Below are 12,900 nucleotides of genomic sequence, written 5' to 3'. Positions count from 1 at the left end.
GCACCTCCTAACCAATCCATGCCGCGGCGAAGAAGCCGGAGCAGAACGTCATGATGATGAGAACGATAAACACGCCCTTCATGGCGGCAGGCACGGGCGCCGAGTTCTCGACGACCTCGCTGGGCTCGCCAAACATGACCGAACCCATCCACTTCAGGAACCACATGAAGCAGACAACCGTTTCGATGAGGGCAATGACCACGATGAACAGCAGCGGGCCATTGTTAGCAGCGGTAAGGAAGCCGCCGCTGAAGATGTAGAACTTGCTGAAGAAGGCGTTCATCGGGGGGCAGCCAGCGATGGCCAGAGCGGCAACGCCGAAGCCGATGCCCAGGATGGGGCGCTTCTTCAGAACGCCGCGCAGCTGCGGGAGCATACGCGTGCCCATGGTGCAGCTGAATGCACCAGCGAGCAGGAAGAACAGGGTCTTCGCCCAAGCATGGTTGAAGATGTGCATAACCGCGCCATCGAACGCCATGCCACTGCCGAAGATGTAGAAGCCGAAGCCCAGGAAGATGTAGCTGAGCTGACTGATCGTGGAGAACGCCAGGAGGCGCTTCATGTCATCCTGAGGCAGGTACATGAGGAAGGCGAAGATGCAGGTGACGATGCCGCCGATAACGACGACCCAGCCAACGACCTCGGATACCGCGCCGGCGCACACGAGAGCGCGGGCGAAGATGCACACGCCAACCTTAACCATGGAGGCGCCGTGCAGGTAAGCGGAAACGGGCGTGGGAGCGTTCATAGCGGAAGGCAGCCACATGTAGAACGGAATCTGCGCCGACTTGCCCCATGCCGCGAACAGGATGGCCAGCATGACGAACGTCTTGGGGCCTTCGGCAAGAGTGCCGATGGCGGACAGTTCGAACGTGCCAGTCTGTACGAACAGGACAGCCGTTGCGAGATACAGGCCCAGCGACGCGATGTGCGTGACGATGAGAGCCTTCATGGCCGACGCGCGAGCGATGTCGGTGTCGTAGTAGCCGATGAGCGCCCAAGAGCAAGCACCGGTGATTTCGAAGAACACCAGCTGGCCGATGATGGTGGAGCTGTATACCAGGCCCGCCATAGCGGCGATGAAGATGATGAGGAACGCGTAGAAACGCCTACGAGGCTCATCGGGATGCTCGCGGTTCGTGGGAGCCATGTACGCCGTAGAGTAAATGACTACCAGCAGACCAATGATGACGAACGTGGGTGCAAGCAAGCAGCTTACCTTGTCGAACACGAAGCCCATGACGGGAACCGTGCCGAACGAGAGCCAGGTGACCGTCACCGGCTCCATGCCACCGCCAACAAACTGAGCGCCGACCAGCACGGTGGCAAGCGAGGCCAACGCAGCACCCGTAATGCAGATACCCTTATCAACGCGCCTCGGCGAGATGATCGTGAGGAACGCGCACACGAAAGGCACGAGAATGGATGCACTTGCGAACAATGTCATGTCTCATTCCCCCTTTCGTTAAATTCCCAGCACGCAGAACGCGAATGCGCAGACGGTAACTGCGACCACGAACCACGTCTGACGACCGGTGATGTTCCAGCGAACGCGGCTTACCACGTTTTCGAGAACCATGGTGATAAGCAGGATGACCAGCATCTTGAGCACGTACACGACGGTGCCCAGGGCAACGCCCGCGAAGCTGAAGTCAACCGCGCTGCCAAAGGGCAGGAAGATGGCGATGAACAGCGTTGCCATGATTGCCTGCTTCATGGGCATGGCGATGTGCATCATGGCGAGCGCAGGACCGCTCATTTCGGCCAGAGGGCCTTCCTGCAGTTCCTGCTCGGCTTCGGCCAAGTCGTAGGGAAGCTTGCCCATCTCGATGTAGCAGTCGACCGCGAAGGCGACGCCCGCGATGACGAACGCGATGGGATTGGCAACGGCGCCAGCGCCAACGGCAACGCCCATTTCGGCGATGTTGGTGGTGCCGCAAGCCAGAGCGGCCACGAACAGGGCGAGCATCAGAGAGGGCTCGACCAGCGTGCCGATGAGCAGTTCGCGAACACTACCGGTGCCAGCATAGGAGCTTCCGGAATCGAGGCCGGACAGGCCAAAGAAGAAGCGAGGCAGAGCCAGCAGGTAGACGATCAGGATCGCGTCGGCCAGCGCCGGAATCGGGCTGATGCGCGTAGCCATGGGGAGCCCCATAGCCAGCACGAACATCGTGCCGATGTACAGCGGAGGCATGATACGCGAGATGTTGCTCGAATGATTGCTGTGCACATCCTGACGTTTCAGCAGCTTCGCAATATCGTAGTAGTCCTGCAGAATGCTCGGTCCGCGACGCGTATGCATCTTGGCGCGGAACTTGCGCGCGATGCCCGATACGAGCGGAGCGAGAAGTACCAGGAGGATGCCCTGCACGAGAGCGATAACAATTTGAATCGGTTCTAGCATGTGAAGCACCCCCTTACATGAATACAACGCCGAGGATCAGGAATGCGACGAGCGCGACTACGACATAGCAGATGTAGACGCGGAAGTCGCCACCTTCCAGCTTGCTCGACTGACGCGCAAGCCAACCGACAAAAGTAGCGGTGGGATCGACCAGCATGAAGTCGCCCCAGTTCTGCACGCGATACGCCCACTTGGAAAGACCCTGGAACATGCGAGCGCATGCGGGGCTCTGAGCGGACAGGCTATCGCGCATGCGATAGAACGGAGCCCAGAAGTGCTTCACCTGGGCGCCAACGCTGTTGGCGATCAGGGGCATATCGGGCGTGGGGTTGTAACCGCAAGCCCAGGGATCGGGCTCGTTCGAGGTGCCACCCGTGCTCTTCGCGCGAATGACAGCCCAGATGACGACGATGGCGCCAACGAGCAGCACGGCGACGAGCGGCGTGGAGACGACACTGTCGATGATGGGGTTCACCAGCGTGGCGCCACTCGACGTACCGGCAATGGCGGTATCGGCGATGGAGGCGGCAGCCTGCGTGAGCGACGGCACGACCCAGGGAGCGCAAACGCCCAGGGCGACGCAGATGATGGCCAGAAGCACCATGGCGAGGCGCATCGGGGCGGGAACCTCCTTGGCGTTGGCGGCGACATCGCTGCGAGCCGCACCCAGGAAGGTAACGCCGTAAGCCTTAACGAAGCAGGTAACAGCCAGGGCACCGGTGATGGCGAGCATAACCGCACCGAAGGCGCAAACGACCTTCACCACGGAATCGCCGTCCATGGCGGCGGTGAACAGACCCTGGTAGGTGAACCATTCGGAAACGAAACCGTTCAGCGGCGGGATAGCGGAAATCGCGAGCGAGCCGATGAGGAAGCACACGGCGGTGGTGGGCATAACCTTGCGCAGGCCACCCAACACTTCCATGTTGCGCGTTCCCGTGGAGAACAGCACCGAGCCAGCACCCAGGAACAGGAGGCCCTTGAACATGGCGTGGTTGATAAGGTGGAACAGACCAGCCAGAAGACCAATGACCGTGAGCGCGGTAGAGCCGGTTGCGGCACCGATCAGAGCAATGCCAACACCCAGCAGGATGATGCCGATGTTCTCGACCGAGTGATATGCAAGCAGGCGCTTGATATCATGCTCGCCCAATGCGTATGCAACGCCGAGCACACTGGACACGGCGCCGAAAAGCAGCACCATGATGCCCCACCAAAGTTCAACCTGGCAGGCGCCAAGCAGGTCGAAACCGACCTTGACGATACCGAAGATGCCGATCTTGATCATGCCGCCCGACATGAGAGCACTCACGTTGGAAGGTGCGGCGGGATGGGCCATCGGAAGCCAAGAGTGAAACGGAATCATGCCTGCCTTGAAACCGAAGCCCAGGAAAGCCAGCGTGAAGCAGAGGCTTGCGACCACGGGAGAGAACTGCGCGGTGCGGAACGCCGCGAATTCGAAGCTGCCCGTAAGAGCCGCCATGGTAAGGAACGAGACCATGATCATGAAGAAGCCAACGTGGGCCATCACGAAATACATGAAGCCGCCCTTGATGGACGTCTCGTTCTGCTCGGTGATAACCAGGAAGTAACTGGTGAGCGACATGAGCTCGAAAAATACCAGGAACCAGAATGCACTATCGGTGGTGCATACGCAGTTCATAGACGCCACGAACAGGTTCATAAAGAACGCCATGGACGAAATGCCCTTGCCGCGGTAATCGTCGAAATACGAGAAACCGTAAATCCACGCCGCGAGGGCGAGCACGGAAAGAACCGTGACCATGATGCCCGACAGAGCGTCGAGACGAAGCGAGAAAGCAAAGAACACGGTACCCATCTGGAAGGTCTGCACAGAACCGGTAATAGCTCCCAAGCCCGCAATCAGCGACACAACGGCTGCGACCGCACCGAACGTGCAGCCAACTGCCTTACCGGCGCCTTCATTCTTCCCGCACAGGAGCGCGAGAAATGCGCCTACGGTGGAAATGCCCAATGAAGCAATCAGTAGATTCATGGCTTCTACCTCCCTTCTTTATCGTGATCTTGCTGGTCGAAATTGCCGACGATGACCATGTTTCCCTTAACCGCCTCGACGCGCTTGGCCTCGAGCTCGGAATCGTCTTCGCCGCACTCCACCAAACGCAGGGCGTTGGTGAGGCAAGCGTCGACGCAATGGGGATGGCCGTTGTCGTACTCGCACAGGTCGCACTTGACGGCTGCGGAGTACACGCCGATTTCCCATTGGAGAATCGGATCGGCGGAAGCGGGGAACGTGGGTGTCTTGTACTCCACGCCCGCTACGCCCGAAATGGGCGTACCGAACATATGGATGGCTCCGAACGGGCACGTGACGGCGCACAGTTTGCAACCGATGCAAACATGCTCGTCGACGCGCACGCAGCCATCATCGCAAATCTTGATTGCATCGACCGGGCACACGCGCGCGCAGGGAGCGCCCGAACAATGGTGGCACGTAACCGAAGCCACCACGTCGCGGCTCTCGTAGAGCGCCAAACGCGGCTCGTCAAGCAATCCGGCACTGCGATGGCCCTCGGCACACTCCGCGCGGCACGTGCCGCACGCAATGCACCGATTCGGATTGATTGCGATAAAGCGATTCATGAATTCACCCCTTTGTGTGAAACTCGTACTCCTCATGGCGCCCGCGTATCGCTTCCACGGACGCTTCCAAAGCGCGGGGCCTCTTCTTGCGGCCCCGCGCGCTCCTCCTCCTATCCCTAATGAGAACCGCCACCGATTCGCCCTCTTGTCCACTGCACGCGAACATATATAAAGGCCAGCGCATCGCATTGGGCTTTGCCCCAGCCTGACTCCCTCGGGGGCTCGTCTCGCTAGTTAGAGCGGGACAACATCGGCTATTGCTGCCGTCTGCTTGCAAACCGTTGAGCGACACGCCGGAAATGCCGAACGGGTCCCCCTTCAGCTTGCGCGCATCGGGCCCGACCTGAAGGTTCCATTCGCCAGGTTTGGGACTCCGTGGAATTCCCCTTTCCACCGGACGGCCGATTCGTGGGTTACGTTCACATGATCGGAGAGATTCCATGCGAAGCGCTTCACGCATCGACGCTTTCCCGCGCCATGGCTGCCTGGACCCAGCTTCTTCTCAGTCGATTCGCGGAAGCATTTCTGCGTTACCCCCGCAAACTCGCACCTCGCTGCCAACTAACACAATCCCGTTAACCGAAGGTGCGGCAACTTGCGTTGCTACGACTGCGTCAATCAGGCCGACAACCGCGGACCCATTAGGTTCGCGCGCAGTTTCGAATCATGTAGGCACTGGGGTTGCACATCTCCCTCGTAGCTGAATGCTTCTCCATAGTGCTTTCTCCTCCCCTACGTGTTACGCGGGCGCCGATGCTTTGGCGCCCGCGCACACTTACCTACTTAAAACTTCTCGGCAAAAGTCTGAGCTGCCGTGGCGGCATTCAGACGCTTATCCCTTACGTTCGCGTCGATATCGCGCTGATCGACCAGAGCCAGGGCGCCGGACGTGCACGCTGCGACGCATGCGGGGCCGTCGGGCCTCGTGACGCAGCGGTCGCACTTCACGACCACAGGCGTGACGCGCGTTGCGACTTCGATATCGTTGAGCTTGGCGGGGCGGAAGATTTCCGCAACATCCACTGCGCCGAAGGGGCATGCCGTTACGCAACCACGGCAGCCGATGCACAGCGACAGGTCGACCGCCACGCGGTTGCCGTCGTGATACAGAGCGCCCGTGGGGCATGCAGCCGCGCAGGGGGCGTCTTCGCAGTGGCGGCACACGACCGCGGCAGACGTGTCAGGGTCTGCCTGAATCACATTCAGACGCGAAATTGGAACATCACCCGGCTGAAAATGCTGAACAAGACATGCAGTCATGCATGCCTTGCAACCAACGCACTTACGCGGATCTGACACGACAAACTTACTTCCCATAAAAGCCCGTCCTTTCCCTCACGCTTCTCCCGAGCGACCTATATGGGGACCTCATTAGGTTGTATGTAAGAGATTCAAACAAGAATGAAGAGCTTGCGTAGCTTCGATTCACTCTTTGAAAGTGGTTGAGACCAGATTTAGATGAATCTGATATGGAGAATCGTACTGTTTTGATATGCCCACGTCAATTAGGCTATTCGTATTATTAATTGAGCATTTCGTATCACCCCTGTTGGTATGCGTTGAGTCTGAAAGACACTTTTGATTGCTGCTGGGAAACTACCAGTTTTTTATGCTCTACTCGAAATAATTGGATATTACGATTGTGATACGCACTAGCGCGACTCACTGAACACGTTGCTGTAATCTCTCCGTTATATTGCGTATACGGATGTAATACGTTTCTTCAGACTTTCCTGGGGAAATAGTTTTTTTGATAAACAAAAACGCGTTTTTGACCCACAGAACAACGGAGCGGCAAAACACGGCGAATTGGCCTGTTTTCGACACTGTGCGGATTGGGCGAAATAAGACCCTTGCGCACACACTTCCCCACACACCCTCCACGATACGCACACACAGTGGTTCTAAAAGGTGCAACCCAATTCACAATATAAATATAGTCGCAGGTGAGAAGCGGAAAGTTAGGCGATTTTCGGCGTTTTTGCCCGTTTTCGCTCGATTTTACGATGCTCAAAAACACCCCGAAAACCGGGGTCTGTAACGGGTTGAACGTTTTTTCGCGTTTTTGGATTGCCCGCGACGTGTTGACCTTGCGTTTTGCTCTCTTGTGGTATCACTTTCGTTATACACAATTATCGATGAAATGCTTAACACACCCCTTCGGAGCCCCGGAAACGCCCTCTTGATGGCCTGCATTTCCCCAGGTGAGCGCTACACCTAGCTGATTATAGGAATTAAAACTGCTCTATTCTGACTCGAGAATATATTGACATCGAATGTGGAGATTTATAGAGTTGCGCTAACCCCTTATGAACAGACGAGGCATAAGGCATTTCTTACTGCGCGGTACCTTCGGCACTATCTCTTTTCCGAATTCTGCACGGATCCGCTGAAGGCATTCCCCCCACTATTCCCGCAGCAAGCAGCCACCCCAGTCTTGGGGCCAGGAGAGGGTTTATCCATCCAGGAGGAGAAGGAGACGATGGTGGACGGAAACAAGTTCATCGTCGGCGATGCAGGACTCTGTATAGGATGCAGGACCTGCATGGCCGCGTGCTTTGACAAGCACGATATCGTTGGGGACGTGGCCATTCCGCGTCTTAACGTTGTTTCAACCCTTAAAGTATCTACCCCTATCGCATGCCGTCATTGCCAGGACGCCCCCTGCGCCAAGGCATGCCCCGTCAACGCGCTCTACCACGAGGAAGATGGCCGCGTGGCCATGCGCGAAGACCGCTGCATCGGCTGCCGCAGCTGCATGATGGCTTGCCCCTATGGCGCCATCCAGATTGTCGGCCGCCCCGAGGACGTCTACACCGGATGCGTCGACGAGCTCTTCATCGGCGAAGCCGGCAAGCCCTACATCGTTAAATGCGATCTCTGCCACGATCGCAGCGAAGGACCCGCTTGCGTTGGCGCTTGCCTGACCGGTGCCCTGCACGTTCAGGACAACGAGTCTTTCGATACGTCCCGCAAGAACAAATGGGCTGACGCCGCTGAAGCGGCGGCCTCGCTTTCGAGCGTCCCCCTGAATCCTGTCCTTGCCTAGCAGAGAGAAGAACACTATGGAAAAGCATATGGCAGTTTGCCCTTACTGCGGGGCGGGCTGTAAGCTCAATCTGATCGTCGAGAACGGCGTCGTAGTCGACGCTGAAGGCATCGACGGCGTTACCAACGAAGGCGAGCTGTGCCTGAAGGGCATGTGCGGCTACGACTTCATCAACGACACGAAGATTCTCACGCCGCGCATCCTCCATCCTATGATCCGCCGCACCAAGGGCGGCCCGCTCGAGCGCGTTAGCTGGGACGAAGCTCTCGACTTCACCGCTAAGAAGCTCATGGCCATCAAGGAAGAGTACGGCCCCGACGCCATCATGACCACCGGTTCCTCTCGTGGTCCCGGAAACGAAGCCAACTACGTGATGCAGAAGTTCACGCGCGCTTGCATCGGCACCAACAACATCGACAACTGCGCACGTACCTGCCACGGCCCCAGCGTTATCGGCCTCATGGACACGCTCGGCTCTGGCGCCATGAGCGTTTCCATCCCGAACATGGAAAAGGCCGACTGCATCTTCCTGTTCGGCTACAACCCCAGCGCTTCGCACCCCATCGTTGCCCGCCGCATCGTGAAGGCCAAGGCACGTGGCGCCAAGCTCATCGTTGCCGACCCGCGCGTCACGGAAAGCGCTCGCATCGCCGACATCTACATGCCCATCAAGAATGGCTGCAACCTGGCCTTCATGAACGCCTTCGCTAACGTCATCGTGAACGACGGCCTCATGGACAAGGAATTCGTAGAAGCCCACACCACCGGCTTCGACGAGTGGTGGAAGGTCGTTTCCAAGTACACCCCCGAATCCGTGCAGGACATCACCGGCGTCGATCCGGCCACGTTCCGTCGCGCCGTGCACATGTACGCCGAATCCGCCAACTCCATCATCGGTTGGGGCATGGGCGTTACGCAGCAGAACCAGGGCGTCAAGACGGTCCACACGATTGCCGCCATCTCCGTCATCGCCAACCAGATCGGCCGCGATGCCGCAGGCGTTGCCCCCGTTCGTGGTCAGAACAACGTTCAGGGTAGCTGCGACATGGGCATGTGGCCCAGCCTGTTCCCCGGCTATCAGAAGATTGCCGACCCGAAGGCTCGCGCCAAGTTCGAGCAGGCCTGGAACCTTCCCGAGGGCTTCCTGTCCGACCGCGAGGGCTTCAAGCTCACCGACGTGCCCCACGGCGCGAAGAGCGGCGAGATTCGCGCGTTCTACAACTTCGGCGAGGACCCGGTTCAGACCGAGCCCGATTCCACCGACATGATCGAGTCGCTCAGCAAGCTCGACCTGTTCATCAGCCAGGACATCTTCATGACCCAGACCACCGCTCTGGCCGACGTTGTCCTGCCCGGCACCAGCTGGGGCGAGCATGACGGCGTATTCTCGGCCAGCGACCGTACGTTCCAGCGCTTCACCGCTGCCGTACCGCCCAAGGGCGAGTGCCGTCACGACTGGGAGATCTTTGCCGACCTGTCCACGCGCATGGGCTACCCGATGCACTACAACAACACCAAGGAAATCTGGGACGAAATCCGCGAACTGTGCCCGAACTTCTATGGTGCTACGTACGAGAAGATGGAAGGCACGGGTCATGCCCAGTGGCCTATCCCCACGCTCGACTGCCCCGGCACGCCCACGCTGTACAAGGGCGGCCAGTTCACCACGGCCGACCACAAGGCTATCCTGATGGCCCACGACTACATCAAGCCCACCGAGCTGGCTGACGAGGTTTACCCGCTGGTCCTGTGCACCGTCCGCGAGGTTGGCCACTACAGCTGCCGTTCCATGACGGGCAACTGCCGCACGCTCACCGCTCTGGCCGACGAGCCCGGCGAGGTCCACATTCACCCCGCCGACGCTGCGGCACGCGGCATCAAGGACCAGGACATCGTTCAGGTCAAGTCGCGTCGTGGCTCCGTGTACACCCGTGCCATCGTAGACGACCGCATCAACAAGGGCGCCGTCTACATGACCTACCAGTGGTGGATCGGCAAGTGCAACGTGCTCACCATGCACCAGGTCGACCCGCTGTCCGGTACGCCTGAAGACAAGCACTCCGCTTGCCAGGTCATCGCACTGCCCGACCAGGTTGCGGCAGAGCGCAAGGTTGCAGCCCTCTACAACCAGATGAAGGACTTCCTTGCTGGGGAAGCTGCTGCCCAGGACGAAGAAGTCAAAGATGCTAAGGCTGTCCTCGCCTAGCATTCGATAGCCTCATGCTGTGTGCGGGCGGCTCCGAAAGGGGTCGCCCGCATGCTTTTACGCCGTATCATTTCCCAATCCCCTTGCACGAGTCGCCACGAGCGCGACAATACAGGAAAGATACCCGAGCGAAAGGCAGCCATGAGCATGGATTCCGAACCTCTGCGCCTCGCGTGCGACACGCATACGCACACCATCTTCTCGCGTCACGCGTACTCGACCATCGAAGAGAACGTTCGCGCGGCCGCGGAACGCGGCATTACGCTCCTGGGCAGCACCGACCATTTCAGCGACATGCTGTATCTGGAACGCGACATCCGCAATTACCAGTACTACAACAACTACCGCGTCTGGCCCCGCGTATGGCATGGGGTAACGCTTCTGCACGGCGCCGAAGCAGACATCGTTAATCTGCACGGCGACCTCTACGGTGCCGACGACGTGTTCACCACCAGCATCGATGGCACGCCCACGCCGCCCATCACCATGCAGGACTACGTCTTCCGCCGCTGCGACTACGCCGTGGCCAGCATTCACAATCGCTGGTTCGCCCGCGAGGCGATCGTCAGCGAAGCCACCGAGATGTACGTAAACGTCCTGCAGCACCCCAAGGTGCTCATCCTGGGCCATTCCGGCCGCTCGGGCGTGCAGTTCGACATCGACACGGTGCTGGAAGCAGCCCGCGAAAACCACAAGCTCATCGAGATCAACGAGTACAGCTTCACGCACGTGCCGAAATCGCACGAGATGTGCCTGGAGATCCTGGAGCGCTGCGCGGAAACCAATACGCCCATTGCCGTGAACACCGATAGCCACATCTCGGCTGAAATCGGTGACTTCCGCTACGTTCCCAAACTGCTGGAAGAGATGCATTTCCCGCGCGAGCTCATCGCCACGCGTTCGAACGACGCATTCCTCGCAGCCCTGCGTGCAGCCAACATCGCCCCTGCCGAAGAGTGCGAGCCCATTCCCGGGCTGTAAAACCATCGCAGCATTCGAACATGGAGCCTGCCGCCATCTTGGCTGCAGGCTCCTTTCACGTTCGGACATTTACCCCTACGGTTGAGCTCACCCAACAATGGACGGCCCGTACAGCGTCCTATTGCAAACCCAAGGCGCGTATCAGCCACCAGAGCAGGCCAAACAGCAGCAAGCACACTACCAGCGCCACCAGCAAGATGGGCACATTCCTCCGCGTGGACCCACGATCGATACGAGGAAACCTCCTGCGAAGCCTACGCTTATCTGCGACAAACCAGACGAGGAACGCAGGAAAGACGAAGAACAGTGCAGCAAACACTACGAAGAGGAACGCCTTCATCCCCACAGGCCAGCCAGCCAGCTCAAGGGGATAATTCGTCCAGGCAATGCCCATGACCATCGCCCAGAATACGAATAGGGCGAGCAAAAGCGCATTCCAAACGAAGCCCAGCCCTCGCGGCACGCCCACACGCCGTTGCTCGCAAGGCGCAACGCGGCCCTCAAGCGCGCAGAGAAACGCCTCCTTGAGCTCTCGCGCCGACTGAAAGCGGTCATCGGGGTCGAACGCCATGGCCTTTCTTGCCACCGCAGCCAACGCTTCCGGCGCACCCGAAAGGCAGCATTCCCCTTCCCCACCAGACCGAACGGGGTCGCGCGCCATCAGGCAGAAGCTCAACAACGCGCCCAGGCCATACACATCGGTGCGCACGTCGGTCTGCCGAAAGCCATATTGCTCGGGCGCCGCATACGCAGCCGTGCCAAAGTGGGCAGTGTCGGCAGTAGCCTCCTGCTTATGAACGCGCGCAACGCCGAAATCAATGAGAACGGCGCGAACGCGACCATCATCAGCCCCATCGCACATGACATTCGAAGGCGTGATGTCACGATGGATGATAGGGCCCGCCAAAGCATCATGTAAGGACGCTACGGCATCGCACACCTGCGGAAACACCGTTGCCGTAAGGGCCATCCGTCGCTCGGGATGCGCAAGGATGCGCGAGCGCAACGACGTGCCACCCACGTATTCCATAAGCACTTCAAGGGAATCAATAGCGTCATACACGCCGTACAAGCGAGGGAGGTTAAGCATCTCCCCACCTGCCTGCTGCTCCCGCCAGAGCAAACCATACGTGCCGCCCACCTGGCGCTTATCTGCTTCACCAGAAAAGATCTTCCGCACATATGGGCCATCTTCGGAACCGTCGGGGTTACAACGATATACGCGCTGCGTTATCTCGAAGGGAGACTCCTTCAGCACGGCATCGACGCGATACCGATCGCGCTCTTCGCGCGCCTGCAGGTAGCTGCTTAGATCCTGATGTAGAGAGTCTTCGTTCATACAGGCCATCGTACCAAAAGAGGGGCCGCATGCCGCGACCCCTCACCCAACGGAATTCGCCAAACGCTACATGACTTCGGCAAGCTTCTGCGTAACGCGTGCGCTCACTTCGGCGTAATACGCCGCATCGGCAGTGGAAAGCGAATCCTTATCGATAGCGTTGTACTTCTCCATGAACGAACTGTACTTCGACATGATGCTGGAATACTTGCTCAGCAGCGACGAGACATTGCCCGAGCTCTTGTACTCCTTCATGAAGTCGACGTACTCGTCAATGAACGCCTCGTACTCGTCCA

Annotated in this window: 10 protein-coding genes; 3 read left to right on the top strand and 7 right to left on the bottom strand. The window is 58.8% G+C overall.

What is annotated here, in order from left to right; genetic code table 11:
• Nucleotides 1–7: 7 nt before the first annotated feature.
• From AC04P6_RS08435 to AC04P6_RS08415, 5 genes are all read right to left on the bottom strand, one after another.
• Nucleotides 8–1,447: a hydrogenase 4 subunit D gene (locus AC04P6_RS08435; RefSeq protein ID WP_475566181.1), complete on the bottom strand. Its 1,440-nt coding sequence runs from the start codon at nucleotides 1,445–1,447 to the stop codon at nucleotides 8–10.
• 18 nt (nucleotides 1,448–1,465) lie between these two features.
• A complete protein-coding gene (locus AC04P6_RS08430) occupies nucleotides 1,466–2,404 on the bottom strand; it encodes a respiratory chain complex I subunit 1 family protein (protein ID WP_475566180.1) in 939 nt (312 codons plus the stop codon).
• A 13-nt stretch (nucleotides 2,405–2,417) separates the two neighbouring features.
• Complete coding sequence (gene hyfB / locus AC04P6_RS08425) at nucleotides 2,418–4,421, bottom strand: hydrogenase 4 subunit B (RefSeq protein ID WP_475566179.1); 2,004 nt, start codon at nucleotides 4,419–4,421, stop codon at nucleotides 2,418–2,420.
• Between the two features lie 5 nt (nucleotides 4,422–4,426).
• Complete coding sequence (locus tag AC04P6_RS08420) at nucleotides 4,427–5,029, bottom strand: 4Fe-4S binding protein (RefSeq protein ID WP_475566178.1); 603 nt, start codon at nucleotides 5,027–5,029, stop codon at nucleotides 4,427–4,429.
• A 783-nt stretch (nucleotides 5,030–5,812) separates the two neighbouring features.
• A complete protein-coding gene (locus tag AC04P6_RS08415) occupies nucleotides 5,813–6,346 on the bottom strand; it encodes a 4Fe-4S dicluster domain-containing protein (protein ID WP_475566177.1) in 534 nt (177 codons plus the stop codon).
• Nucleotides 6,347–7,574: 1,228 nt separating this feature from the next.
• Between AC04P6_RS08415 and AC04P6_RS08410 the strand changes: the two genes are divergently transcribed.
• The 3 genes from AC04P6_RS08410 to AC04P6_RS08400 all read left to right on the top strand — a co-directional run bounded on the left by AC04P6_RS08410 (nucleotide 7,575) and on the right by AC04P6_RS08400 (nucleotide 11,265).
• A complete protein-coding gene (locus tag AC04P6_RS08410) occupies nucleotides 7,575–8,078 on the top strand; it encodes a 4Fe-4S dicluster domain-containing protein (RefSeq protein ID WP_475566176.1) in 504 nt (167 codons plus the stop codon).
• A gap of 16 nt (nucleotides 8,079–8,094) precedes the next feature.
• Nucleotides 8,095–10,284, top strand: coding sequence for a formate dehydrogenase subunit alpha (gene fdhF, locus AC04P6_RS08405; protein WP_475566175.1), 2,190 nt, complete (start codon nucleotides 8,095–8,097; stop codon nucleotides 10,282–10,284).
• A 147-nt stretch (nucleotides 10,285–10,431) separates the two neighbouring features.
• Nucleotides 10,432–11,265 (top strand): phosphatase, encoded by an 834-nt coding sequence (locus AC04P6_RS08400; protein ID WP_475566174.1) that lies wholly within the window; start codon nucleotides 10,432–10,434, stop codon nucleotides 11,263–11,265.
• 118 nt (nucleotides 11,266–11,383) lie between these two features.
• Here AC04P6_RS08400 and AC04P6_RS08395 read toward each other — a convergent pair whose 3' ends face one another.
• A complete protein-coding gene (locus AC04P6_RS08395) occupies nucleotides 11,384–12,604 on the bottom strand; it encodes a protein kinase domain-containing protein (RefSeq protein ID WP_475566173.1) in 1,221 nt (406 codons plus the stop codon).
• A gap of 66 nt (nucleotides 12,605–12,670) precedes the next feature.
• Nucleotides 12,671–12,900: DUF6591 domain-containing protein (locus AC04P6_RS08390; protein WP_475566172.1), on the bottom strand; the 230-nt coding region annotated here is incomplete at its 5' end.

This window comes from Denitrobacterium sp. (assembly GCF_056180635.1).
This window is presented reverse-complemented; position numbering and strand designations above follow the sequence as displayed.

What these genes read in the sequence shown, in the direction of transcription:
- hyfB (WP_475566179.1), bottom strand. Translation starts at nt 4,421, where the DNA reads ATGAATCTACTGATTGCTTCATTGGGCATTTCCACCGTAGGCGCATTT.
- AC04P6_RS08430 (WP_475566180.1), bottom strand. Translation starts at nt 2,404, where the DNA reads ATGCTAGAACCGATTCAAATTGTTATCGCTCTCGTGCAGGGCATCCTC.
- AC04P6_RS08415 (WP_475566177.1), bottom strand. Translation starts at nt 6,346, where the DNA reads ATGGGAAGTAAGTTTGTCGTGTCAGATCCGCGTAAGTGCGTTGGTTGC.
- AC04P6_RS08410 (WP_475566176.1), top strand. Translation starts at nt 7,575, where the DNA reads ATGGCCGCGTGCTTTGACAAGCACGATATCGTTGGGGACGTGGCCATT.
- fdhF (WP_475566175.1), top strand. Translation starts at nt 8,095, where the DNA reads ATGGAAAAGCATATGGCAGTTTGCCCTTACTGCGGGGCGGGCTGTAAG.
- AC04P6_RS08400 (WP_475566174.1), top strand. Translation starts at nt 10,432, where the DNA reads ATGGATTCCGAACCTCTGCGCCTCGCGTGCGACACGCATACGCACACC.
- AC04P6_RS08435 (WP_475566181.1), bottom strand. Translation starts at nt 1,447, where the DNA reads ATGACATTGTTCGCAAGTGCATCCATTCTCGTGCCTTTCGTGTGCGCG.
- AC04P6_RS08395 (WP_475566173.1), bottom strand. Translation starts at nt 12,604, where the DNA reads ATGAACGAAGACTCTCTACATCAGGATCTAAGCAGCTACCTGCAGGCG.
- AC04P6_RS08420 (WP_475566178.1), bottom strand. Translation starts at nt 5,029, where the DNA reads ATGAATCGCTTTATCGCAATCAATCCGAATCGGTGCATTGCGTGCGGC.